The sequence below is a fragment of the Amycolatopsis sp. FU40 genome (assembly GCF_021903635.1).
In the GTDB taxonomy this organism is placed as follows: domain Bacteria; phylum Actinomycetota; class Actinomycetes; order Mycobacteriales; family Pseudonocardiaceae; genus Amycolatopsis; species Amycolatopsis dendrobii.
On the sequence record NZ_CP091381.1, the window covers coordinates 8,194,668 to 8,219,511 of the forward strand.

A 24,844-nucleotide genomic window follows, 5' to 3' on the forward strand; every position below is an offset into this window, starting at 1 on the left:
CGCCAGTCGTCACCGACCCGCACGACCTGCCCGACACCAGCGGCCGGAGCACCGGCCGCCCAAGAGGAGAAGAACACCAACGATGACCCCTGCTCGCAAGACCGCCGGGCGCGTCGCCTTCGTGGGCTCGGGCCCCGGGGACGCCGGGCTGCTCACCGTCCGCGCCCAGGAACTCCTGGCCAAGGCCGAGGTCGTGGTGACCGACCCGGACGTGCCCGCCAGCGTGCTCGCCTTCGCCGCCCCCGGCGCCGAGGTCCGGCCCGCCGTCGGCGAACCGTCCGACGTCGCGAAGGACCTGACCGCCGAGGCCAAGGCGGGCCGGCTCGCGCTGCGGCTGGTCTCCGGCGACCCGCTGACCAGCCCGGCCGTCGTGGCCGAGGTCCAGGCCGTTGCCCGCACGTCGGCCGTGTTCGATGTCATCCCGGGCGTCGCGCCGGGCACTGCGGTGCCCGCGTACGCGGGGGTCGCGCTTGGCGGCACCTACACCGAGGCGGACGTCCGCGGCGAGGTGGACTGGGGCGCGCTGGCCGCGGTCCCCGGCCCGATCGTGCTGCACGCGACCTCCGCGCACCTCGCCGAGGCGGCAAGCCAGCTCACCGAGAAGGGGCTGCCCGCGACCACCCCGGTCGCGGTCACCGCGAACGGCACCATCAACACCCAGCGCACGCTGGACACCACCCTCGCCTCGGTCGCGAACGACGCGGGCGAACTGGTCGGCCCGCTGGTCGTGACGGTCGGCCAGGCCGCCGGACAGCGGTCGAAGCTGTCCTGGTGGGAGTCGCGGGCGCTGTACGGCTGGAAGGTCCTGGTGCCGCGCACCAAGGAACAGGCCGGCGAAATGGCCGAGCGGCTGCGCGGCCACGGCGCGACCTCGCACGAGGTCCCGACGATTTCGGTCGAGCCGCCCCGCAGCCCGGCGCAGATGGAGCGTTCGGTCAAGGGCCTGGTCGACGGCCGCTACCAGTGGATCGTCTTCACCTCCACCAACGCGGTGCGCGCGGTGTGGGAGAAGTTCGAGGAGTTCGGTCTCGACGCGCGCGCGTTCTCCGGCGTGAAGATCGCCTGCGTCGGCGAATCGACCGCGGCGAAGGTGCGCTCGTTCGGCATCATCCCGGAGCTGGTCCCGACCGGCGAGCAGTCGTCCGAGGGCCTGCTGGCCGAGTTCCCGCCGTACGACGACGTGCTGGACCCGGTGAACCGCGTCCTGCTGCCGCGCGCGGACATCGCCACCGAGATCCTGTCGGCCGGCCTGGTCGAGCGGGGCTGGGAAGTGGACGACGTCACGGCCTACCGGACCGTCCGGGCCGCCCCGCCGCCAGCCGAGACCCGCGAGATGATCAAGACCGGCGGGTTCGACGCGGTCTGCTTCACCTCGTCGTCGACCGTGCGGAACCTGGTGGGCATCGCCGGGAAGCCGCACACGCGCACGTTGGTCGCGTGCATTGGGCCGAAGACCGCGGAGACCGCGGTGGAATTCGGTCTGCGGGTGGATGTTCAGCCGGAGAAGGCTGACGTGCCGCATTTGGTGGACGCTCTCGCCGAGCACGCCGCGCGGCTTCGTGCGGAGGGCGCGTTGCCGCCGCCGCGGAAGGCCAAGCGCACCCGGCGCAGCTGAGGTTTTGTCCGTGAAGGGCTCCTTGCGGGAATCTGATTCCCTCAAGGAGCCCTTCACGGCTTTCCGGGGAGGCGCGGGAGTACCTTGGATGTGTGTTCCCTGAGCAGCGACCCCGCAGGCTTCGTACTACTCCGGCAATGCGCAGGTTGGTCGGTGAGACCACGTTGCGGCCACGGCAGTTGATTCTGCCGATGTTCGTGGCCGAGGGTCTCGACGCGCCGCGGCCGATCGCCAGCATGCCCGGGGTTGTTCAGCACACTCGCGACACTCTGCGCAAGGCCGCGGTCGAGGCGGTCAACGCCGGGGTTGGCGGGATCATGCTCTTCGGCATTCCGGAGAAGCGGGATCCGGAGGGCTCCGGCGCGGTTGACGAGAAGGGCATTCTCAACGTCGCGTTGCGGGATCTGCGCAGCGAGCTCGGCGACTCCACCGTGCTGATGGCCGACACCTGCTTGGACGAGTTCACCGATCACGGGCACTGCGGTGTGCTCGACGCGGACGGTGTGGTCGACAACGACGCCACCCTCCGGCTGTACGCCGAGATGGGGGTCGCACAGGCGGAAGCCGGGGCGCACGTGCTCGGGCCGAGCGGGATGATGGACGGGCAGGTCGGCGTGATCCGCCGGGCGCTCGACGAGGTCGGGCACAGCGAGACCGCGATTCTCGCCTATTCGATCAAGTACGCCAGCGCGTTCTACGGGCCTTTCCGCGAGGCCGTCGACTCGCAGCTCAAGGGCGACCGCAAGACTTACCAGCAGGACCTCGGCAACGCGCGCGAGGCGATGCGGGAGCTCGAACTCGACCTCGCCGAGGGCGCGGACATGGTCATGGTCAAGCCTGCACTGTCCTATTTGGACATCATCAAGGCGGCGGCCGACATTTCGCCGGTTCCCGTCGCGGCGTACAACATCTCCGGCGAGTACGCGATGGTCGAGGCGGCCGCGGCGAACGGCTGGATCGAGCGCGAGCGCACTGTCCTCGAGGTGCTCACCTCCATCCGCCGCGCGGGGGCGGACATGATCCTGACCTACTGGGCGGCCGAGGCCGCGGCCTGGCTGGACTGAGCCCGGGTAGGGTCTTTCGGGTGGCCGAGAAGGACGAGAACACCCCGAAGCCAGCCAGCGTGACCTCGGACGATCTTTCCGGGCTCACCGACGACGAGCGCCGCAAGCGCGGGCGCGCGCCGGATCCGGTGCTGCCGGGGCAGATCGCGCCGAAGGCCAAGCCGCCGACGCCGGTGCACGTCGCGTTCGTGCTCGCCATCGTGGCCGCGGTGATCGTGGTGGCCGGGCAGGTCGTCACCGTCTTGCTCAAGCAGCAGCTGGTCGACCGCGCGATCGAGCAGGTGCGGCAGGCAGGCCAGAAGGTCGACGTCGCTCAGGTGCAGGCCAACGCCAACACACTGGTGTGGGCCATGTTGATCGGCGCGCTGTGCTTCGGTGCGCTGCTCGTGCTGTTCGCCTGGAAGGCCCGCGAGGGCACGCGTTCGGCACGCAGCATCGCGACGCTGCTGGCGGTGCTCGGCATCGTGTTCGAACTCGGGGTGATCCGCAGCATCTTCGCGCTCGTCTCGTCGCTGGCGCTGATCGTCATGCTGATCCTGTTGTACCTGCCGAAGGTGGCGGACTACTTCCCGAAGGTCGGCAAGAAGCTGTAATGGCGGCGAGGACGCTGTACTCCGAGCCCGGCGTCGGGTGGTCGACGCTGATCTGGGGCCCGCTGTTCGCGCTGCTGGGCGCGCTCGCCGAACTGGCCACCGGCGGGCCGACGCACGTCGTCGGCTGGGTGCTGATCGGTGTCGCGCTGGTCGCGCTGACCCTGCCCTGGGTTTACGCGCGGCGCCGGTTCCTCTCGCTCGAGGTCACCACCGAGGGGCTGCGGCAGGGGCGGGAGACGCTGGCCGCCGAGCGGATCGTCTCGGTGACCGACGTCGGCGCGCCAGTCGGGACGCGGGTGCTCGGCGGCGGCTGGTCGGTGCCGCGCAAGTACGACGAGTTGCCGGTCGGGTTGGACGACGGCACGGTGGTGCTCGCCTGGGCCCGCGACGTCGAAGCGCTGAAGACCGCGCTCGCGGAGCTGGCCGCGAAGAACCGACCCGAGGAGCAGGCCGATGACTCCCGGAACTGAACCCCCACGAGGGACGCGGAACGACGGCGAACCTGAAAGGCTGGACCCCGTGATCGACCTACCCCAGCCGACCGGAGCCGGGCTTTGGCCGCCGGAGGAAACACAGCCGCAGACGAAGCTCAACCAGCCGTGGCGCGCGTTCGTCGCGCTCGGCGAGGTCGTGGTGGCCGGATTGGTGCTGTGGGCGGCGTTCGCGCTGTGGCACGCCGGGGTCGTCACGGTCTCCACCACGGCGAGCGACGGCACGAAATTGATCTCGGAACGGTACTTCGGCGGACATATCGCCGGGGCGCTCGGGCTCGGCACGCTGTCGGCGGTATTGGTGGTGGACGCGGTCCGGCAATTGCTGCTCGCGGTGCGGGCGAAGCACAAAAAGAAGAAGGACTGATTACACAGCTGTCCCACAGGAAACCAACAGCTGACTGCTAACCGGGCCCCGCAGTCTTGCGGCCATGACGCGGCTGCGCACACGAACCTGGGTGATCAACGGAGTCCTTGTCGTCCTGCTCGGCGGCGCGGCTTTCGGGATTTATCAGGCCTTTTCGCCGGCCAGTTCCACCGCGCAGGCGCAAACCCGGACCACGCCGGTCCGGCGCGCGAACGTTTCCCAGACCGTTTCGGCGGCGGGCACGATCGCGAGCACGTACACCGGCGTCGCGAACTTCACGACGTCCGGCAAGGTCACGAGCATCGACGTGAAGGTCGGCGACGTCGTGAGCGCCGGGCAGAAGCTCGCCACTGTCGACTCTTCCCAGGCGAGCAAACAACTTCAGGTCGCCAAGGCCAATCTCGCGGTCGCCGAGGACAACCTGACGACGGCGGAGGACAATCCGCCCGCGAACCAGACCGCGACTCAGGCGCAGAGCAGCACCGCGTCGCTTCAGGCCAAAGTGGATCAAGCGCAGCTGGACGTCGACAACGCGGAAACAGCGCTCTCCGCCACCACATTGACCGCGCCGGGCGCGGGAACGATTACCGCGATCAACGGGACGGTCGGGCAGCAAACGGGCAGCGGGTCCAATTCCAGCACCAGTTCGGCAGGGGCGTCGTCCAGTTCCGGTTCCGGTTCTGGCGGCCAATCCGGGCAACAGTCGTCGTCCAGCAGCAGTAGTAGCAGCACCGGCTTTATCGACATCACCGACATGGGCAATCTTGTCGTCAATACTTCGGTGGCGGAAATTGACGTGAGCAAGGTCAAAACCGGTCAGAAAGCCACCGTGACCTTGAACGCGACTCCGGACCAGCCGTTGCAGGCGACCGTTTCCAGCATTGACCTCACGCCGACCACGAGCAGCAACGTCGTCAGTTACGGCGCGAAGCTGGCGTTGTCGAATCCGCCGTCGGGGCTGCGGCCCGGACAGTCGGCGAGCGTCGTGATCACGGTCGCGGAAGCCGATGGCGTGCTGAGCGTTCCGGCCGCGGCGGTGCGGACCACCGGGACGACGAACGTGGTCACCGTGGAGCAGAACGGGCAGCCGGTTTCGCGGCAGGTCGAGGTCGGCGTGCGCGGGGAGTCCACTGTGGAGATCAAGTCCGGGCTCAGCGAAGGCGACAGCGTGGTGCTCACGGCTGCGTCGCCGACGACGTCGAGTGGGTCCAATGGCCAGCAGCGGGGCGGCACGGGCGGTCTTGGCGGGTTCGGCGGCGGTCAGCAGGGCGGGCTCGGCGGTGGCCGTCAAGGCGGCGTCGGGGGCCGGGGATGAAGCCGGTGATCGCGGTCTCCGGACTGCGCAAGACTTACGGCAGCGGGGAAACCGCGGTGCACGCGCTGCGCGGGGTCGAGCTGCAGGTGTGGCCGGGCGAGTACGTGGCGATCATGGGCGCGTCCGGATCCGGGAAATCGACGCTGCTGAACATGCTCGGCTGTCTCGACACGCCTACCTCGGGCCGGTACCTGCTGGACGGATTCTCCGTCGCCGATCTCAACGAACGTCAGCTTGCCTTGCTGCGCAACCGAAAGATCGGCTTCATCTTCCAGTCGTTCAATCTCGTACCGCGCACCAGTGCACTGTCCAATGTGGAACTACCGATGGTCTACAGCGGACTCAAGCGCGGGGAGCGGCGACGCCGTGCGCTCGCCGCGCTGGAGATGGTCGGGCTCACCGATCGGGCCAAGCATCTGCCGAACGAACTGTCCGGCGGCCAGCAGCAGCGCGTCGCGGTGGCGCGGGCGCTGGTCGGCGGACCGGCGTTGCTGCTCGCCGACGAACCGACCGGAAACCTCGACCACGCAAGCACTGTCGACGTCCTCGGCGTCTTCGACCGGCTCAACGCACTCGGCCGCACGGTCGTGGTGATCACGCACGAGGACGAGGTCGCGCAGCACGCGCACCGTGTCGTGCGGGTCAGCGACGGGCGGATCGTGTCGGACGAGGTACGCACCGGGGTGGTCGCGTGAACTTCGTCGAGATCATGCGGTTCGCGGTGCGCGGGCTCGCCTCGAACAAACTGCGTTCGGTGCTCACCACGCTCGGCATCACCATCGGCGTCGCGTCGGTGATCTTGCTGGTGGCAGTGGGAAACGGCGCTTCGGCGGCGATCACCGCGAGCATTCAGGGCCTCGGCACCGACGTGGTCAACGTGTCGCCGGTGCGCGGCGGCGGGCAGACCAGTCAGGTCCGTCCGCTCACCGTGCAGGACGCGCACGCGCTGATCGACCCGGTGGGTGCGCCGGACGTCAAGGCGGCCGCGCCAGTGGTGAACACCAGCGCGACCGCGACGTACGGGCAGACCTCCTACGACGTGTCGAGCGTTGTCGGCACCGAGCCCAGCTACTTCACCACCACGAACCGCCAGATCGCCGACGGTCAGCTGTTCAGCGCCGAGGACGTGACGCAGGCGCGCAAGGTCGTCGTGCTCGGGCCGACGACCGCGCAATCGATCTTCGGCGCGGGCGAGCCGGTCGGCAAGAACGTGCTGATCAACAGCATCCAGTTCACCGTGATCGGCGTGCTGCAAACGAAAGGCAGCACCGGGCTGCAGAACGCCGACGACGTCGCGATCGCCCCGATCAGCGCGGTCCAGAACTCGCTCGCGGGCTACGGCGGACTGAACCAGATCGCCGTGCAGGCGACCACCGCCGATTCGATCGGGCTGGCCCAAGCCGAGGTCACCGCGATTCTCGACGCCCGGCACGGCATCCGGGCCTCGGCCAACCCGGACTTCCAGATCCAGAACTCCGCGCAACTGCTGCAGACCCGGACCTCGGCGATCCAGACGTTCACCGTGCTGCTCGGCGCGGTCGCGGCGATCTCGCTGCTGGTCGGCGGGATCGGCGTCACGAACATCATGCTCGTCACGGTCACCGAGCGGATCCGCGAGATCGGCATCCGCAAGGCGATCGGCGCGCCGCGCGCGGCGATCCTCGGCCAGTTCCTCGCCGAGGCGACCATGCTCAGCCTGTTCGGCGGACTGCTCGGCGTGCTGATCGGAGTGGTCGGCAGCCGGTTCAGCATCGCCGGAATCCAGCCGGTGGTGGTGCCGTCGTCGATCGCGCTCGCGTTCGCGGTGTCCGCCCTGATCGGGCTTTTCTTCGGCAGTTTCCCGGCGAACCGGGCTTCGCGGCTGCGGCCGATCGACGCCCTCCGGCACGAGTAGGAGCGTCATGTCCGCGTCGACCACCCAGCCCATTCCGACTCCTCCGGAGGAGCCCGCCCGTCCGGAAGACCTCATCGCCGAGCCCGCTGTCCAAGGTGATCTCACCGCTGAGTTGAAGCAGGTCGCACGGCCGTTCGGCAAGCCGACGCTGGTGCTCGCCGGGTTGCTCGTGCTGGCGCTGGCGTTCGCCGGCGGCGCGTGGACGCACGCGGCGTTCGGCCCGTCGAGCAGTACTTCCAGCGCCCGTCCTGCTGCGGCGGACGGGCAACAGGGGCCGAGCTTCGGCGGACGTTCGGCAGGCGGCCGCGGGACGGTCGGCACCGTGGAGAAGGTCGACGGCAGCACGGTGACGGTGAAGACCATGCAGGGCAGCGAAGTCACAGTGTCCACTTCGGACAGCACGACGGTCGGCGTGACCCAGCCGGGCAAGCTCAGCGACCTCAAACCGGGACAGACGGTGACCGTCCAGGGCCGCACCGGATCGGACGGTTCGGTGACCGCGCAGGCGATCGTGGCGCAGCCGGGTCGTTAGGGAACGTCGTTGAGCGCGATGATCGCGACGTTCAGCGCGGTCGTGTAGAGCAGCCACGCCAGATACGGCACGAGCAGCAACGCGGCGACGCGGGACCGGCGGTAGAACAGCGCGATCGTCACGATCACGGTGAAATCGAGCAGCACGATGTCCACACACGCGACCTGCGTGGAACCGCCGGCGAAGAACAGCGAGATCCACATCAGGTTGAACAGCAGGCCGATGCCGTACGCGGCGAAGCCCTGGTTCTCGCCGTCGGTGCGCCAATAAGTCCAGCCCGCGACGGCGAGCACGATGTACAGAACCGTCCACACCGGACTGAACAGCGACGAGGGCGGGGCCCACTCCGGCAGCACGTACCGGTTGTAGGCGTCCGGCGCGGTCGTCGCGGCCAGCGCTCCTACCAGCGCGATGACGCCGACCAGCCCGAAGAACACCGCGAGCATCAGCCACGGGTTCCGGCGGTGTGTGGGCGCCGTCACGTCTCCTCCATGGCTCGCCCCGTCCATGCGCGCCCATCTTAAGAGCGAGTGCGCCGGTGTGCCGGGTGGCAATCGGGTGGCAGCTTGGGCGCCGCCGACACCCGGATGGAGGATTTGCAAGACTGGGACGGTGAGCACTGGCACCGAGCAGTCCAAAGCATGGTTCGCACGCGCCAAGGCGGCCGTTCCGGGCGGGGTGAACTCGCCGGTGCGCGCCTTCAACTCGGTCGGCGGCACGCCGCGGTTCATGGTCCGCGGCGAAGGCCCGTATCTGTGGGACGCCGACGGCAACCGCTACGTCGACCTCGTCTCCTCGTGGGGCCCGATGATCCTCGGGCACGCGCACCCGAAGGTGGTGGCCGCCGCCCGCGCGGCCGCGGAGCACGGGCTTTCCTTCGGCACGCCGACGATCGGCGAGGTCGAACTCGCCGAGGAGATCATCGGCCGGGTCGGCCCGGTCGAGCAGGTCCGGCTGGTCAACTCCGGCACCGAAGCCACGATGAGCGCCATCCGGCTGGCCCGCGGTTTCACCGGCCGCGCCAAGATCGTGAAGTTCGCCGGCTGCTACCACGGCCACGTCGACGCGCTGCTCGCCGAAGCGGGTTCCGGTGTCGCGACACTCGGCCTGCCGACTTCGCCGGGTGTCACCGGTGCGCAGGCCGCGGACACGATTGTCTTGCCGTACAACGATCTTGACGCGCTCCGGAAGTCCTTCGCGGAGAACGAGGGCCAGATCGCCGCGGTGATCACCGAAGCGGCCGCGGGCAACATGGGCGCGGTTCCGCCGGACGCCGGCTTCAACGCCGCATTGCGGGACATCGCGCACGAAAACGGCGCGCTGCTGATCATGGACGAGGTGATGACCGGCTTCCGCGTTTCGCGCGCTGGCTGGTTCGGCCTCGAAGGTGTGGCCGGCGACCTCTACACGTTCGGCAAGGTGATGTCGGGCGGGCTGCCCGCGGCGGCGTTCGGCGGTCGCGCGGACATCATGGCGAAGCTCGCGCCCGGCGGTCCCGTCTATCAGGCGGGCACGCTGTCCGGTAACCCAGTGGCGGTCGCCGCCGGTCTCACCGCGCTGCGCGAAGCCGACGACGCTGTGTACGCGAAGCTCGACGCCAACGCGAAGCGTCTCGGCGGGCTTTTCGACAAGGCGCTCAGCGAAGCGGGCGTCACGCACACTGTGCAGTTCGCGGGCAACCTGGTGAGCGTCTTCTTCACCGACAAGCCCGTACGCAACTACGCGGACGCGCAGGTCACTGAGACGTGGCGCTTCCCGGCTTTCTTCCACGCGCTGCTCGAAGCAGGCGTGTACCCGCCGCCGAGCGCGTACGAGGCATGGTTCGTGAACGCCGCGATGGACGACGAAGCGTTCGCCGTCATCGAAGCTGCGTTGCCCGCAGCGGCGCGCGCGGCGGCTGAGGCGGTTAAGCCGTGACCACCGTCGTCCACATGCTGCGGCACGGCGAAGTCCACAACCCGGAGAAGATCCTCTACGGGCGGCTGCCGAACTTCCGGCTGTCGGAGCGCGGGCAGCGTCAGGCGCTCACGGTCGCCGAGGCGGTCGCTGGGCATGACCTCGCGTACGTCGTCGCTTCGCCTCTTCAGCGTGCGCAGGAGACCGCGGCGCCTATCGCGGGCGCGCACCGTCTCGACATCGCCACGGACGAAGGTCTCATCGAAGCGGCGAACGTCTTCGAAGGCCAGCGCGTAGCCGTGGGCGACGGCGCGCTGCGGCAGCCGAAAGCGTGGCCGCACCTGGTGAACCCGTTCAAGCCGTCGTGGGGCGAACCGTACGTCGAGATCGCACACCGCATGCTCGGCGCGGTGCACCGTGCGCGCGTAAAGGCCGAAGGGCGCGAAGCGCTGTGTGTGTCGCATCAGCTGCCGATCTGGACGCTTCGCCGCTTCTTGGAAGCGAAGCGGCTGTGGCACGACCCGCGGCAGCGGCAGTGCTCGCTGGCGTCGCTCACCAGCCTGGTGTTCGACGGCGAAGAGCTGCTGGAGATCGTCTACAGCGAACCCGCGGGCACCACTGACCCCAAGGTGACCGGCGCATGAAACGCCGGCTGCTCGGGATGCTGATGGCCGCCGCGCTGGTCGTGACGGGCTGCTCGACCGGCAAGGACGCGGTCGTCTCGGGCGGCACCTTCACCTTCGTCTCGCCCGGTGGCAAGGTCGACATCAGCTACCCGGAGAACGAACGTCAGAAAGCCCCGACGCTCGCCGGCGACGACCTGATGCACGAGGGCAAACAGCTCTCGATCGAAGACTTTCCCGGCAAGGCGCTGGTGATCAACCTGTGGGGCCAGTGGTGCGGCCCGTGCCGCGCCGAAGCGCCCGAACTGGAGACCGCGAGCAAGCAGATCGCCCCGCTCGGCGCCCAGGTGATCGGCCTCGATGTCCGCGACCCGGCCCGCGACGTGGCACAGGACTTCGTCCGCGACCGCGGCCTGACGTACCCGTCGATCTGGGACCCGTCCGGGCGCGTGCTGCTGCAGCTGGCGGGGTACCCGCGCAACATCATCCCGTCGACGCTGGTGCTGGACAAACAGCACCGCGTGGCGGCGGTGTTCCTGCGGCAGGTGCTGGCTTCGGACCTGGTTCCGGTGGTGCAGCGGCTCAGCGCGGAGAAGTGACCTCGTGAGTGGCAATCCCGGTTAGAACCGCGATTGCCACTCACGAGACCCGGCCACGGTCCTCGCTCCGCGCCAGCCCGCTCAGCTCCGCCCCAATGCCACATTGGGTGCATGTGACGCACCCAATGTGGCATTGGGTGCGTCTGACGCACCCAATGTGGCATTGGGGCGCTAGGACCATGGTCCCGGCCCCGCTGTGGCGTAGGTCCTGTGAGCGGGCCCCGCCCGCCTCACGTCCAGCTCACTGCCTACTCTCAAGTGCGTGAACTCCGTGTCCGAGCTGGCGCTCTCCGGGCCGCTGCTGCTCGCCGCGGGTGTCGCGCTGGTGGCCGGGGCCATCTCGTTCGCGTCGCCGTGCGTGGTGCCGCTCGTGCCCGGGTATCTGGCCTACCTCGCGGCTCTCGTCGGCGCAGACGCCCCGGCGGTGCGCGACGGCGAGGAACGCAAGAAGGGCCGCTACGCCGTGCTCGGCGCGGCGGGGCTGTTCGTGCTCGGGTTCACCGCGGTGTTCGTCGCGACCATGGGCACGCTGGTCTGGCTCGCGAACACCTTGCTGGTCAACGAGGATCTGCTGCAGCGCATCGGCGGCGTCCTCACCATCCTCATGGCGCTTGTCTTCATCGGCTGGATCCCGGGGCTGCAGCGCGAGGTCCGCTCGCACCACGTGCCCGGCGGCGGGCTGTGGGGCGCGCCGGTGCTCGGCGCGGTGTTCGGACTCGGCTGGACGCCGTGCATCGGGCCGACGCTCTCGGCCGTCACCAGTCTCGCCAGCGCGACCGGCGGGGCCGCGGTTCGCGGGTACGTGCTGGTGCTCGTCTACTGCCTCGGCCTCGGCGTCCCGTTCCTGCTGATCGCGCTCGGCGCCCGCTGGGCCGTGCGCGCCACCGACTGGCTCCGCCGCAACGGCCGCCGCGTGCAGATCTTCGGCGGGGCGCTGCTGATGGTGGTCGGCATCCTGCTGGTCACCGGGCTGTGGGGAGACGTCATGGGCTGGCTCCGCAACTCCGTCGCCTCCGATCTCGAGCTGCCGCTGTGACCACTACCGAAGCGCCCCCGAAGAACCCGCAGCCGTACCGCCCGTCCGCGGCCAAGCAGTTCCTGGCTTTCCTGCGCAACACCTGGCGCGGCCTGACCTCCATGCGCACCGCGCTGGTGCTGCTGTTCCTGCTGGCGCTCGCCGCGCTGCCCGGCGCGTTGCTGCCGCAGCGGCGGCTGAACGCGCCGAAGGTCGACGAGTACATCAGCGCGCACGGCTGGTGGGGTTCGCTGCTCGACAAGCTGGAGTTCTACGACGTCTACTCCAGCGTCTGGTTCTCCGCGATCTACATCCTGCTGATGATCTCGCTGATCGGCTGCCTCACGCCGCGCAGCTTCGAGTACCTCAAGCAGATGCGGGCCAAGCCGGTGCTGACGCCGCGCAATCTCGCGCGTATGCCGCACCACCGGATCGCCCGCACCGCGCGCACGCCGGAGACGATCCGCGAGGACGTGCGCAAGCAGCTGTCCGGCTGGCGGCGCGTCGAGCGCGAGGAGGACGGCGGCGGGTTCAGCGTCTCGGCCGAACGCGGCTACCTGCGCGAGACCGGCAACCTGCTCTTCCACTTCGGCATGCTCGGCCTGATCATCTTCTTCGCCCTCGGCAAGCTCTACAGCTACGAAGGCCAGGTCATCGTGCAGGCCAACGGCGGCCAGTTCTGCAACTCGGGCATCTACAACTACGACTCGTTCGAGGCCGGCCTGCGCGTCGACGGCACCGACCTCGACCCGTTCTGCGTGAAGGTCAACGACTTCACCGCCCGCTACACCGCCACGAACCAGGCAGACTACTACCACTCGCACATCGAGTACCAGTCCGGCGAAGACCTGCAGACCGGCACGTGGAAGCCCTACGACCTCGAGGTCAACGAACCGCTGCGCACCGTCGGCGACCGGGTTTACCTGCTGGGCAACGGTTATTCGCCGCAGTTCACGGTGACCTTCCCGAACGGCGAGAAGCGCACCCAGAACACCCAGTGGATGTTCACCAACTCGGCCACGATGCTGTCGGAGGGCGCGACGAAGTTCGACCAGCCCGGCGTCACCGACGAGGTCCAGCGGCGCACCAAGCAGCTCGCGATCACCGGCCTCTTCGCGCCGTCCTCGTTCATCCACGGCGGCGTGCTCACCTCGACCGCGCCGCAGCTGAACAACCCGATGGTCGCGGTCGACGTGCTGCGCGGCGACCTCGGCCTCGACGCGGGCCGCGGCCAGTCGGTGTTCTCGGTCGACCAGTCCCGCGTCCAGGACGGCAGGCTGAAGCGGGTCGCCCGCAAGAACCTCGCGGTCGGCCAGGAACTGACGCTCGACGACGGTACGAAGGTCCGTTTCGACGGCGTCAACAAGTGGGTCAACCTGCAGATTTCGCACGATCCGACGCAGGGCTACGTGCTCGGCTTCGCGATCGTGATGTTCGCCGGACTCGGGGCGTCGCTGCTGGTCAAGCGGCGTCGCGTGTGGGTGCGGGTACGGCCGGGCAAGGACGAGAGCGCGAGTACCGTGATCGAGGTCGCGGGGCTCGCGCGCACGGATCAAGCCGGATACGGCGAGGAATTCCAGCGGATCAGCGAACGGCTGGTCACGGGCCGGAAGGGCAGCTGAGGCATGGAGATCAACGAGACTCTCTCGCAGTACAGCGATCTGCTGTACACGACGACAGTGGCGATTTACGTGCTGGCGCTGCTGTTCACGCTCTTCGAGCAGGCATTCGGCGCGAAGGGCCGTCTCGCCGCCGAGCGCAGCCGCAAGCGCGTGCTGGTCGGCGCGGGCGGGCCTGACTCCGACGACGCCGGGATCGAGGACGGCGACGTCCCGGCCGAGCCCGAAGCCCCGCGCGCGGTCGGCCGCGCGGAGCGGATCGGCCGGATGGGCGCGGCGCTGCTCGTGCTGGGCGCGCTGCTGCAGCTGTCGGCGATCGTGCTGCGCGGACTCGCGGTGCACCGCGCGCCGTGGGGCAACATGTACGAGTACGGCATGGCGGTCACCTTCATCACCGTCGTCGCGTGGCTCGTGGTGATCAAGAAGTTCCCGGTCCGCCACCTCACCGGCTTCCTGCTGCTGCCCGTCGTGATCTTGATGTTCATCAACGGCACGATGCTGTACACGGTGGCCGCGCCGGTCGTGCCCGCGCTGCAGTCCTACTGGCTCGTGATCCACGTGTCCGCCGCGATCATCGGCTCCGGCGTGTTCCTGGTGCCGGGCGTGGCGAGCGTGCTGTACCTCTTCCGCACCGCGCACGACCGCAACCCGGCCAAGTTCGCCGGGTTCGGCCCGAAGCTGCCCGCGGCTGACGTGCTCGACCGCATCGCCTACCGCGCCACCATCGTGGCGTTCCCGATCTTCACCTTCGGCGTGCTGTGCGGCGCGGTGTGGGCCGAGGCGGCGTGGGGCCGGTTCTGGGGCTGGGACCCGAAGGAGACCGTCGCGTTCATCGCGTGGGTCATCTACGCGGCATACCTGCACTCCCGGGCCACCGCGGGCTGGCGAGGGACCCGCGCGGCGGTGATCAACATCGTCGGGTTCGCCGCGACGATCTTCAACCTGTTCTTCGTCAACCTGGTGACCGTCGGACTGCATTCCTACGCCGGAGTGAGCTGAGCCGGGGGTCCACCGCCCGGACCGCGCCTCGGGCGACTACCGTCGTCACCAGGGGCCCTTCGACGTACCCGGGAGGTTGGCAACGGTGACCGGACCCAGTGAAGAGACTGCCGGGGAACAGCAGTCCGAGCAGGCCCAGGAACCGGCTGCCATGTTCTCCGAGGAACGCACCGACTCGACGCCGCATCCCGGCACCGGGCCGTACGACGCGCAGCCGACGCAGGTCGTCGACCCGCCGCCGCAGGGCGCGTACCAGCCGCTGCCGCAGCCGGGCGGCTACCAGCCGCACTACGACCAGAACCTGCCGCCGCTGCAGCCCCCCGCGCAGCCGCACCAGCCGCAGCACGCCGCCCCGCCCGGGTACCAGCAGCCGCCCGCGGCTCCGGCCGGTACGCCGGTTCCCGCTCCGGGCGCGGTTCCCGTGCCGGGCGCTCCTGCCGGGGGACTGCCGCAGCCGGCGTCCAGCGCGGACGAGCTGGCCACCGCGCACCTGGTGAAACAGCAGAAGCGCACGCCGCAGTCCGGCTGGCGCAAGGCGGTGTACCTGGGCAGCGGCAAGCTGATCAACCCGGGGGAGAGCCCGGCGGACACGCGCCGGCGCGAGCTGATCGCGCGGGTCAACCAGCCGCTGCGCGGGTGCTACAAGATCGCGATGCTGAGCCTCAAGGGCGGCGTCGGCAAGACCACGACCACGACCACGCTCGGCGCGACCTTCGCGTCTCTGCGCGGCGACCGGGTGGTGGCGGTGGACGCGAACCCGGACCGGGGGACGCTGTCGCAGAAGATCGCCATCGAGACCACCGCGACCGTGCGGCACCTGCTGCGCGACGCGGACAAGATCACGCGCTACAGCGACGTCCGGTCGTACACGTCGCAGGGTTCGAGCCGCTTGGAAATCCTGGCCAGCGAACAGGATCCGGCGGTGTCGGAGGCGTTCTCCGAGAACGACTACCGGCGCACGGTCAACCTGCTCGAGCACTTCTACAACATCGTGCTCACCGACTGCGGCACCGGTTTGATGCACTCGGCGATGAAGGGCGTCCTCGACGTCGCGGACTCGCTGGTCGTGGTGTCCTCCGGTTCGGTCGACGGGGCCCGCAGCGCATCGGCGACGTTGGACTGGCTCGAGGCGCACGGCTACGGCGACCTGGTGAAACGCTCGGTCGTGGTGATCAACTCGGTGCGCCCGAAGGGCAGTTCGGTCGATCTGGACAAGCTGGCCGCGCACTTCGGCGCGAAGGTGCGCTCGGTGTGCCGGATCCCGTTCGACGCGCACCTGGAAGAGGGCGCGGAGATCGAGCTGGAGCGCTTGGGCGGAGACACCCGGCTAGCGCTGCTGGAACTGGCGGCGACGGTCGCGGACGGGTTCAACGGCAGAGCTTGATTCCCCCGGCTCCGCCGGGCAGCCGGTTTCTTCCCTCCCGATTCGCCCGGCCTCGGAGCCGGTCGCATCGCTCAGTCCAGAAACCGGCGCGATCTCGGGTGGTGGCGAGCCCGGGTCTCAGGAGTCGTTCTCGTCCGTTGGGCGGTTGCGCTGCTGTTCGGAGAGCTTGCGCAGGAATTCGGGATCGTCGTCGGGAGCGACGGCCGGGCGGCGCTGCGGGACGCTGATCCGCTGCGCGCCGAGTGCCCGCCACAACAGAACGGCGATGGTGATCGCGCCCACCGCTGCGAGCAAAGGAATCATGCCCGGGTCCTTCCGTCGTGCTGGCTCCCCAGATTAGCGGTATTCGACCGCCCCGGCTTCCGCCGTGGCGCCGAGATCGCGATCTCGGGTGGTGGTCGCGGAGAACGTTACGGGACTGGCCGGAACGCGGCGAAGGGTCGTGACCGGCAAGCGATGCGGGAGGCACCCCTTGCCAGTCACGACCCTTCGGCGTGTTCGAGACCCGCTGGTCAGATCTTGCGGGTCGGCTCGCTCGCGTCCGTGGTGAGCTCGGCCAGAAGGTCGTTCACCTCGGACTCGCGGAACCTGCGGTGCCCGCCCGGCGTCCGGATCGAGCCGATCCGGCCCGCGGTGGCCCAGCGGGTCACGGTCTTCGGGTCCACCCGGAACAGAGCGGCCACCTCACCCGGGGTGAGCAACCGTCCGCCCATGGTTGCGGTCATTTTCCGCCTCCTTAACGCCCAACTTGCTATACCGGGGGCATCGGGCGATTTCGCCCGTCGCGCCCGGGTGGCCAACGCGGCAATCGTGGCACTTCACCCGTCGGGTACTCGAACGGTTGTCCTTGGGTAAAGAGCCCTTAAAGTGCAAAAGGGACATAACTCAGCAGATTCTCAGGATCGCTCGGGGCCCGCTCGCGTCCCGCTGACCAGGTATTTTCCGATCAGCTGCGGCGAGATTCGGGTAAAGACCAAGCAAAGGCCGAGTCTGGGCGGCGTCCGGCGCTGAGGTTGCTGTGACGCAGGAGACATTCCGGGGCCTACCGGGATGAGCCGGTCGCGGGGACGCGCCGCATAATGAGCCGGTGGATCAGCTGGACCGGAAGATCATCGCCGAGCTGCGGGCCAACGGCCGGGCTACCTACGCCGACCTCGGCCGGACGGTGGGGCTCTCCGCGTCGTCGGTGCACGAACGCGTCGGGAAACTCGAGGCGGCGGGCGTGATCACCGGATACCACGCGATGGTCGACCCGAACACGGTCGGACTCGGCGTCACCGCGCTGGTCGGCATCCATCCCACCGACACCGCCACCGACGAGGACGTCGCGGCTTCGCTCGGCGAACTGCCCGAGGTGGAGAGCTGTTACGCGGTCGCGGGCGACGAGGCCTTCGTAGTAAAGGTGCGGGTTTCGACGGTCGACGAGCTGGAGCTCACCCTCGGCAGGCTGCGCCGCATCCCCGGCGTCGGCCGCACCAACACGACGGTGGTGCTCTCCACCCGGTTCGAGGGCCGCCCCAACAACGCGGGCCTGGACGAGGACTCGCCGAGCGGGGCGTAGCCTGTTTCGGTGTGAGCGAGACACCGGACCACCTTCCCCGTGACCTGACGGTGTACTTGATCGCGCGGTTCGCGCTCGTCGCGGTGGTCGCGGTCGTGCTTTCGCTGATCGGCGTGCCGCTGCTGGTCTCTTTGCTGATCGGCCTCGTCGTCGGCCTTCCGCTTGGCCTGCTGCTCCTGCGCGGCCTGAACCAGCGCGTGACGGCTGGTCTGGCCAAGCGCAACGAATCCCGCGCGCGTGCTCGTGCCCAGCTGCGTTCGCAGCTGCGCGGCGAGACCTCGGCCGACGATTCCGCAGCATGAGCAAACCGCACAGCCGCGCCTGGGTCCGCGAAGCAGTCCGGATCATCGAGGCCGACGCCAACCGCAGCGCCGACACCCACCTGCACGTTTTCCCGCTGCCGCCGGAATGGGGTATCGACCTTTACCTGAAGGACGAGTCGGTGCACCCGACCGGCTCGCTCAAGCATCGCCTCGCGCGTTCGCTGATCCTGTACGGCCTGGTCAACGGGCACATCGGCCCGGACACCGTGCTGGTCGAGGCGTCCAGCGGCTCGACGGCGGTGTCCGAGGCGTACTTCGCGCGGATGCTCGGCCTGCGGTTCGTGACCGTCGTGCCGCGGCGGACGAGCAAGGAAAAGATCGCGCTCATCGAGTTCTACGGCGGCGAATGCCATTACGTCGACGCGGCCCCGGCGATGTACCCGGAGGCCGAGCGGCTTGCCGCCGAGTGCAACGGGCATTACCTCGACCAGTTCACCTACGCCGAGCGCGCGACCGACTGGCGCGGCAACAACAACATCGCCGAATCGGTGTTCGCGCAGATGCGCGCCGAACGCCATCCGGTGCCGTCGTGGATCGTCGTCGGTGCGGGCACCGGCGGGACGAGCGCGACGTTCGGCCGCTACGTCCGGTACAAGCGGCACACCACGAAGATCTGCGTGGTGGACCCGGAAAACTCGTCGTTCTACGGCGCGTGGGAAACCGGCGCGGCCGACTACGCGACCGGCATGCCGTCGCGGATCGAAGGCATCGGACGGCCGCGCTGCGAACCGTCTTTCGTGCCCGGCGTGATCGACGAGATGTTCCAGGTGCCCGACGCCGGTTCCCTGGCGGCGATCCGCTTGCTGCGCGACCGCACCGGACACTGGGCGGGCGGCTCGACCGGAACCAACCTGTACGGCGCGTTCCAGTTGATCTCGCGGATGCTGGCGGACGGCCAGGCGGGCTCGGTGGTGACGCTGCTGTGCGACGGCGGCGAGCGGTACGCGAACACGTACTACTCGGACGAATGGCTCGGCGAGCAGGGGATCGACCTCGCGCCGTACCGGGCGCGGTTCGACGAGTTCCTGCTCACTGGCCGGTTCGACGCCTAGCTTCCTGGTAGCCAAGCGTCAGCACGACGATCAACCGGCGCAACCGGTTCTCGAAGTCGAGGCGGGAGCCGGCGAGGCGAGGATCCTTGATGGCTTCCCGGACCGCTTCGTTCGGGTGCGCCAGCGGCCACATTCCCGCGGTGAACATGAAGATCGCGGCCGACAGTTCTTGCGCGGTCTCCGCGGAAAGGCCGGGCAGCGCGGCGTGCAGCAGGTCGGCGGTGCGGGCGTTGTGCTTCGCCGACCGCAGCTTGTAGTCCAGCGCGATCTCCGTCGAGACATTCCGCTCCAGCACGTTCGCCAGCACGCTGATCAGTTCGCACAGGATTGGCCGCGCGGCTAGGGAAGCGGCGATGGTCGCGGCGACCTCCGAGAGATCGCCGTCGAGGGTGAGCGAGTCGAGCCACGCGCCGCGGGCACGGTCGAGCACCTCCAGGTAGACGGCCTCCCGCGTGGGGAAGTAGCGCGCGACGTTCGACGCCGACAGGCCTACCCGGCGGGCCAGTTCGCGCATGCTGATTTCGCCGACGGACGACTCCGTCATCAGCTCTTCGGCCACGTCGAGGATCGCCTCGCGGCGGGCTTCCACCTGCTCGGGGCTGCGGGCGCGCTGGAAGTCGGACACGCCTCGCAGTGTAACAGGACACTGCTCTCTTGCTAAAAGAACAGCGTCCTGTTAACTTCGAGAACAAGAGAGCAGTGTTCCGTTAACTCTTCGGCAGGAGATCCTGATGCGTACCTACGACCAGCTCTTCCTCGGCGGCCGCTGGACCGAGCCCGCGACGACCGACACCTTCGAAGTCCGATCGCCGCACGACCGGGCGCTGGTGGGCACCGCGCCGAAGGCTTCGACGGCGGACGTCGACCGTGCGGTGGCGGCGGCTCGGCGGGCGCTCGAACCGTGGGGGAGAACTCCGTTAGCCGAGCGCCTGCGCCTGGTCGAGCGGTTCAACGAACTCCACGCCGCCCGAGCCGACGAAATCGCCGAACTGATCACCGCGGAGAACGGCTCGCCGAGCTGGTTCACCGGCTGGACTCAGCACAACCTTCCCGAGCGCACGGCCGCGTGGCTCGAGACCGCGCGCGAGTTCGCCTGGGAGGAGACGCTGACCGACGAGGCCGGCAACCGGACGATCGTGCGCGCCGCGCCGGTCGGCGTGGTGGCGGCGGTGATCCCGTGGAACTCGCCGCATTCGGCCGCGCTGGTGAAGCTGATCCCGGCGTTGCTGGCGGGCAACCCGGTGCTGCTGAAGGCGGCCCCGGAAACCCCGCTCGACGCGATGGTGCTGGCGGAGATCTTCGCCGAGGCGGGATTCCCCGACGGCGTGGTGAGCGTGTTCGCGGCGGACCGCGACGTGAGCGAGTACCTGGTGACGCACCCTGGCGTGGACAAGATTTCGTTCACCGGCTCGACGGCGGCCGGACGGCGGATCGCGTCGCTCGCGGGAGAACAGTTCAAACGTGTCGGGCTGGAGCTCGGCGGAAAGTCCGCGGCGATCGTGCTCGCGGACGCGGACCCGAAGACCGTGGCCGAAGGGATCCGGACCGCGACGTTCGCCAACAACGGCGAGATGTGCGTGGCCCACACGCGGATCTTCGCCGCGCGCGAGCGGTACGCCGAGGTCGTGGCCGCGCTCGCGGAAATGGCCGACGGACTCGTAGTCGGCGACCCGGCGAAGCCGGACACCTTCGTCGGGCCGATCGTGCGCCGCGACCAGTACGAGCGCGTGCTGTCGTACCTGCGGTTGGGCGTCGAGGAGGGTGCGCGGATCGCGGCGGGCGGCGCCGAGCCGCTCGCGAATCCCGAACTGGCGAACGGGTTTTACGTGCGCCCGACAGTGTTCGCCGACGTCACGAACGACATGCGGATCGCGCGGGAGGAGATCTTCGGGCCGGTGCTCGTGGTGATCCCGTTCGACACCGAGGACGAGGCGATCCGGCTCGCGAACGACTCCGACTACGGGCTGAGCGGCGGCGTGTGGACGGCCGACGCCGAGCACGGGGTCGAGATCGCGCGTGCGGTGCGGACCGGCACTTTCCACGTCAACGGCGCGCCGCGGCACGGGAACGCTCCGTTCGGCGGGTTCAAGGCGAGCGGGCTCGGCCGCGAGTACGGCTCGCACGGGCTGGCGGAGTTCGTGGAGTGGCAGGCGATCGCGGTCGGTCGCTAGAGCGGCCGCGCTCGGTGCCGTCCCGGCTGATCGGCTTCAGAAAAACGGTTCGGCGAGCAGGGGCTCGACCTGGCTCGGTTCGACGAGTCCCTGCTCACCGGCCAGTTCTAGGGTTAGTCGTTCAGCAGTTTCGCGACGCCTTCCGGGTCTTCGCGCATCGCGTTGTGGGCGGTGGGGAGAACGTGGACCTGCCACCGCGGGTCGGCTTCGAGCCGGTTCCGGAGTTCGGCGAAGGGCGTGCCTTCCCATCCGGAGCAGTAGACGAACTCGCGCCGGGGAACCTTGGCGAACTCCCCGGTGAGCTGGATCGTCTGGAGCAGCGAGGCGAGCGGATGCGGACGGCGGCGGGCATCCCGGCCGTCGCGTTCCGGCGGGCGCACGGCGTACCCGGTGTCCGCGGCACCGGTCACGAACGCCTGCCGGTACGCCTCGGTGGTCGATGACCAGCACGAATCGCCGTCGTCGGGCACGTAGCCGTCGAGATGCACGACGCGGGAGACCCGGCCGCCTGCCCGGTCGGCCGCGGCGGCGATCACCATCCCGCCGTAGCTGTGGCCGACGAGCGTCGCGTCGGTGATGTCGGCGCGATCGAGCAGGTCCACTACGTCGTCGGCGTGGGTGTCGAGGTTGGCGCCCGCGACCGTCGCGGCGTCGTCGTCCGGACGCAGACCGGTCAGGGTCAAGGCGTGCGCGGTGTGCCCGGCGCGCTCCAGCAGCGGCACCACCGCCTCGAATACCCAGCCACCGTGCCAAGCACCGGGCACGAGAACGAACGTCGACATGCATTTCTCCCTTGAGCCGCAACAGCTTCTTCGAGAGAAAGCCTTTCAAGAACTCCACGTGGCTTGTTAACGCTAGAATGCCACCTGATGCCCGTTCCCCGCCAAATCACCTCGTACCTGTGGCCCTCCGGCGGCAGGCACCTCTGGCCGTCCGGCGAAACCAGCGAACTGCAGTCACACGAGCGGGGTCACCTGGTCTACGCGGCTCGCGGCGTTCTCGTCGTGCAGACCGAGTACGGCACGTCGCTCGCGCCCGCCAACCGAGTCGCCTGGACGCCCGCCGGGTTCCCGCATTTCCACCGCGCGCACGGCGACACCGACATCCGGATCGTCTTCCTCGCGCCGTCCTTGGCCCGGCTCATCTCGGACCGTCCGGCCGTGTTCCGGACCTCCGGCCTGGCTCGCGAGGTCCTGCTCGCGCTGACCGGCCCGCACAATTACGAGGGCGCCGGCTACCGCGGCTCCGCGCTCACTCGGCTCCACCGGGTCCTCGTCGACGAACTCCGCGAAGCACCCGACCCGCCGCTGCAACTGCCCGCGCCCCGGGACGACCGGCTGCGGGCGATCGCCGAGAGGTTGCACGAGAATCCGGCGGACAACGCCACTCTCGCCGAACTCGGGAAGTCGATCGGAGCCAGCGCGCGCACCCTCAGCAGGCTGTTCCACGACGAACTCGGCATGACCTTCTACGAGTGGCGCACCCAGCTCCGGATTTACCACGCACTGGTGCTGCTCGCCGACGGTCACGACACCGTCCGCACTGCTTACGCCTGTGGCTGGGCCAATCCCAGCGGCTTCATCGCGGCGTTCACCGCCGTCATCGGGACGACGCCGGGGCGGTATCGGAGCGGCCTTTAGAGCGCCAGCGCGACCGCGCTCAGCACCGCCCAGGCCAGCATCGCCATGCCGGTGTCACGCAGGGCCGGGATCAGCTCCCGCCCCTTGCCGCCACCGCCGACGGCCTTGATCGGCTTCAGCAGCAGCGGCGCGGTCACGAAGGTGATGAACAGCAGCGGGTGCCAGATCCCCATCAGCACGGTGAGCGCGTACGGAACCGTCACCAGGGTCAGGTAGAGCTTTCGCGTGCCGCCGTCGCCCATGCGGGTCGCAAGGGTGTGCTTGCCGGACTCGATGTCGGTGGGAATGTCGCGCAGGTTGTTCGCGACCAGCACCGCCATCGAGAACGAGCCGACCGCTACCGCGCAGCCCAGCGCGTCCCCGCTGACGCGACCGGCCTGGACGTAAACCGTGCCGAGGACGCCGGCCAGCCCGAAGAACACGAAGACCGCGATCTCGCCCAAACCGTAGTAGCCGTAAGGCTTTTTGCCGCCGGTGTAGAACCAGGCGCCGAGGATGCACAGCGCGCCCATCGCGAGCAGCCACCAGTATCCGCTCAGCGCGACGAGCGTCAGGCCGAGCACTCCGGCCAAACCGAGCGAGGTCAGCGCGGCACGCAGCACGGCCTTCGGATTCGCGGCCCCGGAACCGACGAGCCGCAGCGGGCCGACGCGGTGTTCGTCGGTGCCGCGAATGCCGTCGGAGTAGTCGTTGGCGAAGTTCACGCCGATGATCAGCGACAACGCGACCAGCAAGGCGAGCAGCGACCGTAACCAGGAGAACCCGTCGAGCGCGATCGCCGCCCCGACGCCCGCCACGACCGGCGCGATCGCGTTCGGCAGCGTCCTCGGCCGAGCGCCTTCGATCCACTCACTGACTGTCGCCATGGGGTCCATTCAACGCCATGCGATCTTCACCCGTTCGGTGAACCCGTTCAGCGCGTTCGGAGGGCGGCGGCCACTGCCTGGCGGTCGATCTTTCCCGGCCCGCGCAGGGGCAACTCGCTCACGAACTCGATGCGTTTCGGCGTCGCGGCAGCACCCAGTTCAGCCCGGACCGCAGCCCGCAGCGCAGCCTCGTCGGTTGAAGCCACCACCATCGCGACCACTGCCTCGCCCCACTGCGGATCTGGAATGCCGACCACACACGCGTCCCGCACCCCGGGCTGTGCGCCGAGCAGGCGTTCGATCGCGGCGGCGGACACCTTGACCCCGCCGGTGTTGATGACGTCGTCCGCGCGTCCGAGCACCTCGATCCGTCCGTCGGGCAGCAGGCGGCCGCGGTCGGAGGTGCGGAAAGAGCCGTCCCGGAACGACTCCGCGGTCAGTTCCGGGGCGAGGCGGTAGCCGTGCGACAGGACCGGGCCGGAGATCCACAGGCGCTCGTCAGCATCGGGCTCCACGCGGACACCGTCGAGCGGGACGCCGTCGTAGACGCAGCCGCTGGCGGTCTCGCTCATGCCGTACGACGGGATGATCCGCACGCCTTCCTCGGCCGCTTGCGCGCGCAGCGCAGGCGAGGTCGCGGCGGCGCCCAGGATGATGCCGTCGAACGCCTTCGCAGCGGCAAGGCCAGCGCCGCCGTCATCGAGGAGCCGCACCAGTTGGGTCGGGACGAGCGCGGTGTAGCGAGGGCCGTTCTCCGCCAGCACGGGCGCGGCCGCCGCGGCGAACTCATCGGGACGGAAGCCGGTGCCGGTCAGGAAAGCCGGTTTCGTGCCCGCGAGCCGCGCTCGGATCAGGACTTGCAGGCCACCGATGTAATGCGCAGGGGTGGCGAGCAGCCAGTGTCCGGGGCCGCCGAGCCGGGCGTGCGTGGCCGTCGCGGACGCGATGAGCGCGCGCGGGGACAGCAGCACTCCCTTCGGCGCTCCGGTGGACCCGGACGTGGCGATCACCACGGCGGTGTCCGGCTCGACCGGCTGTTCCGGGGCCATCGCCTCGAGCAACGCGGGAGCCGACGGGTCTGCGGAGTTCAGGGGCAGCACGGCGGGGCCGCCGTCGAGAGCGGCCGTGAGGGCGGCGTCGAGGGCGGCGAGGGCATCGGGGCTGCCGTCGAGCCAGGAGAGGTGCACCTAGGGGCCTCCGCGGGGGTGTCGTGAGTGTTTATGCC

28 protein-coding genes are annotated in these 24,844 nt (G+C 69.3%); 21 read left to right on the forward strand and 7 right to left on the reverse strand.

The genetic code is table 11. The features are described from left to right. Nucleotides 1-82 precede the first annotated feature (82 nt). From L3Q65_RS38810 to L3Q65_RS38850, 9 genes are all read left to right on the forward strand, one after another. The gene (locus tag L3Q65_RS38810; protein WP_182890405.1) at nt 83-1,615 is read left to right on the forward strand and encodes a bifunctional uroporphyrinogen-III C-methyltransferase/uroporphyrinogen-III synthase; all 1,533 of its coding nucleotides are present in this window, start codon (nt 83-85) and stop codon (nt 1,613-1,615) included. Between the two features lie 92 nt (nt 1,616-1,707). Further along, the gene (gene hemB / locus L3Q65_RS38815; protein ID WP_182890404.1) at nt 1,708-2,679 is read left to right on the forward strand and encodes a porphobilinogen synthase; all 972 of its coding nucleotides are present in this window, start codon (nt 1,708-1,710) and stop codon (nt 2,677-2,679) included. 20 nt (nt 2,680-2,699) lie between these two features. Then, nucleotides 2,700-3,272, forward strand: coding sequence for a hypothetical protein (locus tag L3Q65_RS38820; RefSeq protein ID WP_182890403.1), 573 nt, complete (start codon nt 2,700-2,702; stop codon nt 3,270-3,272). Further along, complete coding sequence (locus tag L3Q65_RS38825) at nt 3,272-3,742, forward strand: hypothetical protein (protein WP_237597903.1); 471 nt, start codon at nt 3,272-3,274, stop codon at nt 3,740-3,742. Before L3Q65_RS38820 ends, L3Q65_RS38825 begins: the two co-directional genes overlap by 1 nt. Nucleotides 3,743-3,791: 49 nt before the next feature. Continuing rightward, nucleotides 3,792-4,130, forward strand: coding sequence for a hypothetical protein (locus L3Q65_RS38830; protein WP_182890401.1), 339 nt, complete (start codon nt 3,792-3,794; stop codon nt 4,128-4,130). Nucleotides 4,131-4,194: 64 nt separating this feature from the next. Then, on the forward strand, nt 4,195-5,445 hold the full coding sequence (locus L3Q65_RS38835) for an efflux RND transporter periplasmic adaptor subunit (RefSeq protein WP_237597904.1): 1,251 nt from the start codon (nt 4,195-4,197) through the stop codon (nt 5,443-5,445). Continuing rightward, complete coding sequence (locus tag L3Q65_RS38840; protein WP_237597905.1) at nt 5,442-6,140, forward strand: ABC transporter ATP-binding protein; 699 nt, start codon at nt 5,442-5,444, stop codon at nt 6,138-6,140. The genes L3Q65_RS38835 and L3Q65_RS38840 overlap by 4 nt, the downstream gene beginning before the upstream one ends. Next, nucleotides 6,137-7,339: an ABC transporter permease gene (locus L3Q65_RS38845; protein ID WP_182890398.1), complete on the forward strand. Its 1,203-nt coding sequence runs from the start codon at nt 6,137-6,139 to the stop codon at nt 7,337-7,339. The genes L3Q65_RS38840 and L3Q65_RS38845 overlap by 4 nt, the downstream gene beginning before the upstream one ends. 7 nt (nt 7,340-7,346) lie before the next feature. Beyond that, nucleotides 7,347-7,871: a DUF5666 domain-containing protein gene (locus tag L3Q65_RS38850; protein WP_182890397.1), complete on the forward strand. Its 525-nt coding sequence runs from the start codon at nt 7,347-7,349 to the stop codon at nt 7,869-7,871. On the opposite strand, the gene L3Q65_RS38855 is transcribed toward L3Q65_RS38850, so the two are convergent. Next, nucleotides 7,868-8,353 carry a TspO/MBR family protein gene (locus tag L3Q65_RS38855; RefSeq protein ID WP_370318148.1) on the reverse strand — a complete coding sequence of 162 codons (486 nt, stop codon included), beginning with the start codon at nt 8,351-8,353 and terminating at the stop codon, nt 7,868-7,870. The genes L3Q65_RS38850 and L3Q65_RS38855 overlap by 4 nt on opposite strands. A gap of 130 nt (nt 8,354-8,483) precedes the next feature. Here L3Q65_RS38855 and hemL point away from each other — a divergent pair, with 130 nt between their 5' ends. The 7 genes from hemL (at nt 8,484) to L3Q65_RS38890 (ending at nt 16,006) form a co-directional block, all read left to right on the forward strand. Next, entirely contained in the window at nt 8,484-9,788 is a 1,305-nt protein-coding gene (hemL, locus tag L3Q65_RS38860) for a glutamate-1-semialdehyde 2,1-aminomutase (protein ID WP_237597906.1), read from the forward strand. After that, the gene (locus tag L3Q65_RS38865) at nt 9,785-10,411 is read left to right on the forward strand and encodes a histidine phosphatase family protein (RefSeq protein WP_009071997.1); all 627 of its coding nucleotides are present in this window, start codon (nt 9,785-9,787) and stop codon (nt 10,409-10,411) included. The genes hemL and L3Q65_RS38865 overlap by 4 nt, the downstream gene beginning before the upstream one ends. After that, entirely contained in the window at nt 10,408-10,989 is a 582-nt protein-coding gene (locus tag L3Q65_RS38870; protein ID WP_037818850.1) for a TlpA disulfide reductase family protein, read from the forward strand. Before L3Q65_RS38865 ends, L3Q65_RS38870 begins: the two co-directional genes overlap by 4 nt. 262 nt (nt 10,990-11,251) lie before the next feature. After that, nucleotides 11,252-12,025, forward strand: coding sequence for a cytochrome c biogenesis CcdA family protein (locus tag L3Q65_RS38875; protein WP_237597907.1), 774 nt, complete (start codon nt 11,252-11,254; stop codon nt 12,023-12,025). Continuing rightward, nucleotides 12,022-13,626, forward strand: a complete 1,605-nt coding sequence (locus L3Q65_RS38880) for a cytochrome c biogenesis protein ResB (protein ID WP_182890394.1) — start codon at nt 12,022-12,024, stop codon at nt 13,624-13,626. Before L3Q65_RS38875 ends, L3Q65_RS38880 begins: the two co-directional genes overlap by 4 nt. Nucleotides 13,627-13,629: 3 nt before the next feature. Further along, complete coding sequence (ccsB, locus tag L3Q65_RS38885) at nt 13,630-14,622, forward strand: c-type cytochrome biogenesis protein CcsB (RefSeq protein WP_182890393.1); 993 nt, start codon at nt 13,630-13,632, stop codon at nt 14,620-14,622. 85 nt (nt 14,623-14,707) lie between these two features. Beyond that, a complete protein-coding gene (locus L3Q65_RS38890) occupies nt 14,708-16,006 on the forward strand; it encodes a MinD/ParA family protein (protein WP_182890392.1) in 1,299 nt (432 codons plus the stop codon). Between the two features lie 117 nt (nt 16,007-16,123). Here the strand turns inward: L3Q65_RS38890 and L3Q65_RS38895 are convergent, their stop codons facing one another. Further along, a complete protein-coding gene (locus L3Q65_RS38895) occupies nt 16,124-16,309 on the reverse strand; it encodes a hypothetical protein (protein ID WP_182890391.1) in 186 nt (61 codons plus the stop codon). Between the two features lie 209 nt (nt 16,310-16,518). Further along, the gene (locus L3Q65_RS38900; RefSeq protein ID WP_009072010.1) at nt 16,519-16,731 is read right to left on the reverse strand and encodes a BldC family transcriptional regulator; all 213 of its coding nucleotides are present in this window, start codon (nt 16,729-16,731) and stop codon (nt 16,519-16,521) included. Between the two features lie 362 nt (nt 16,732-17,093). Between L3Q65_RS38900 and L3Q65_RS38905 the strand changes: the two genes are divergently transcribed. From L3Q65_RS38905 to L3Q65_RS38915, 3 genes are read left to right on the forward strand one after another with little or no spacing between them, the layout of a single operon-like run. Further along, nucleotides 17,094-17,567: an Lrp/AsnC family transcriptional regulator gene (locus L3Q65_RS38905; protein WP_182890390.1), complete on the forward strand. Its 474-nt coding sequence runs from the start codon at nt 17,094-17,096 to the stop codon at nt 17,565-17,567. 11 nt (nt 17,568-17,578) lie between these two features. After that, nucleotides 17,579-17,869 carry a DUF4229 domain-containing protein gene (locus L3Q65_RS38910; protein ID WP_182890389.1) on the forward strand — a complete coding sequence of 97 codons (291 nt, stop codon included), beginning with the start codon at nt 17,579-17,581 and terminating at the stop codon, nt 17,867-17,869. After that, nucleotides 17,866-18,942 (forward strand): PLP-dependent cysteine synthase family protein, encoded by a 1,077-nt coding sequence (locus L3Q65_RS38915; protein WP_182890388.1) that lies wholly within the window; start codon nt 17,866-17,868, stop codon nt 18,940-18,942. Before L3Q65_RS38910 ends, L3Q65_RS38915 begins: the two co-directional genes overlap by 4 nt. On the opposite strand, the gene L3Q65_RS38920 is transcribed toward L3Q65_RS38915, so the two are convergent. Continuing rightward, nucleotides 18,920-19,567, reverse strand: coding sequence for a TetR/AcrR family transcriptional regulator (locus L3Q65_RS38920; protein WP_220506941.1), 648 nt, complete (start codon nt 19,565-19,567; stop codon nt 18,920-18,922). The two genes, L3Q65_RS38915 and L3Q65_RS38920, sit on opposite strands and share 23 nt — an antisense overlap. A gap of 106 nt (nt 19,568-19,673) precedes the next feature. Here L3Q65_RS38920 and L3Q65_RS38925 point away from each other — a divergent pair, with 106 nt between their 5' ends. Further along, on the forward strand, nt 19,674-21,113 hold the full coding sequence (locus L3Q65_RS38925) for an aldehyde dehydrogenase (RefSeq protein WP_237597908.1): 1,440 nt from the start codon (nt 19,674-19,676) through the stop codon (nt 21,111-21,113). A 113-nt stretch (nt 21,114-21,226) separates the two neighbouring features. On the opposite strand, the gene L3Q65_RS38930 is transcribed toward L3Q65_RS38925, so the two are convergent. After that, the gene (locus tag L3Q65_RS38930; RefSeq protein ID WP_182890386.1) at nt 21,227-21,895 is read right to left on the reverse strand and encodes an alpha/beta fold hydrolase; all 669 of its coding nucleotides are present in this window, start codon (nt 21,893-21,895) and stop codon (nt 21,227-21,229) included. A gap of 87 nt (nt 21,896-21,982) precedes the next feature. Between L3Q65_RS38930 and L3Q65_RS38935 the strand changes: the two genes are divergently transcribed. Further along, nucleotides 21,983-22,753 (forward strand): helix-turn-helix domain-containing protein, encoded by a 771-nt coding sequence (locus tag L3Q65_RS38935; RefSeq protein WP_237597909.1) that lies wholly within the window; start codon nt 21,983-21,985, stop codon nt 22,751-22,753. Here the strand turns inward: L3Q65_RS38935 and L3Q65_RS38940 are convergent. Next, complete coding sequence (locus L3Q65_RS38940) at nt 22,750-23,619, reverse strand: 1,4-dihydroxy-2-naphthoate polyprenyltransferase (RefSeq protein WP_182890384.1); 870 nt, start codon at nt 23,617-23,619, stop codon at nt 22,750-22,752. The genes L3Q65_RS38935 and L3Q65_RS38940 overlap by 4 nt on opposite strands. Nucleotides 23,620-23,666: 47 nt before the next feature. Next, the gene (gene menE / locus L3Q65_RS38945; protein ID WP_182890383.1) at nt 23,667-24,806 is read right to left on the reverse strand and encodes an o-succinylbenzoate--CoA ligase; all 1,140 of its coding nucleotides are present in this window, start codon (nt 24,804-24,806) and stop codon (nt 23,667-23,669) included. Nucleotides 24,807-24,844 lie beyond the last annotated feature (38 nt).

Excerpts from the sequence above, each read along its gene's own strand:
- L3Q65_RS38895 (WP_182890391.1), bottom strand. The coding sequence starts at position 16,309 with ATGATTCCTTTGCTCGCAGCGGTGGGCGCGATCACCATCGCCGTTCTG.
- L3Q65_RS38915 (WP_182890388.1), top strand. The coding sequence starts at position 17,866 with ATGAGCAAACCGCACAGCCGCGCCTGGGTCCGCGAAGCAGTCCGGATC.
- L3Q65_RS38940 (WP_182890384.1), bottom strand. The coding sequence starts at position 23,619 with ATGGCGACAGTCAGTGAGTGGATCGAAGGCGCTCGGCCGAGGACGCTG.
- ccsB (WP_182890393.1), top strand. The coding sequence starts at position 13,630 with ATGGAGATCAACGAGACTCTCTCGCAGTACAGCGATCTGCTGTACACG.
- L3Q65_RS38835 (WP_237597904.1), top strand. The coding sequence starts at position 4,195 with ATGACGCGGCTGCGCACACGAACCTGGGTGATCAACGGAGTCCTTGTC.
- L3Q65_RS38810 (WP_182890405.1), top strand. The coding sequence starts at position 83 with ATGACCCCTGCTCGCAAGACCGCCGGGCGCGTCGCCTTCGTGGGCTCG.
- L3Q65_RS38825 (WP_237597903.1), top strand. The coding sequence starts at position 3,272 with ATGGCGGCGAGGACGCTGTACTCCGAGCCCGGCGTCGGGTGGTCGACG.
- L3Q65_RS38900 (WP_009072010.1), bottom strand. The coding sequence starts at position 16,731 with ATGACCGCAACCATGGGCGGACGGTTGCTCACCCCGGGTGAGGTGGCC.
- L3Q65_RS38850 (WP_182890397.1), top strand. The coding sequence starts at position 7,347 with ATGTCCGCGTCGACCACCCAGCCCATTCCGACTCCTCCGGAGGAGCCC.
- L3Q65_RS38930 (WP_182890386.1), bottom strand. The coding sequence starts at position 21,895 with ATGTCGACGTTCGTTCTCGTGCCCGGTGCTTGGCACGGTGGCTGGGTA.
- L3Q65_RS38925 (WP_237597908.1), top strand. The coding sequence starts at position 19,674 with ATGCGTACCTACGACCAGCTCTTCCTCGGCGGCCGCTGGACCGAGCCC.
- L3Q65_RS38840 (WP_237597905.1), top strand. The coding sequence starts at position 5,442 with ATGAAGCCGGTGATCGCGGTCTCCGGACTGCGCAAGACTTACGGCAGC.
- L3Q65_RS38935 (WP_237597909.1), top strand. The coding sequence starts at position 21,983 with ATGCCCGTTCCCCGCCAAATCACCTCGTACCTGTGGCCCTCCGGCGGC.
- L3Q65_RS38870 (WP_037818850.1), top strand. The coding sequence starts at position 10,408 with ATGAAACGCCGGCTGCTCGGGATGCTGATGGCCGCCGCGCTGGTCGTG.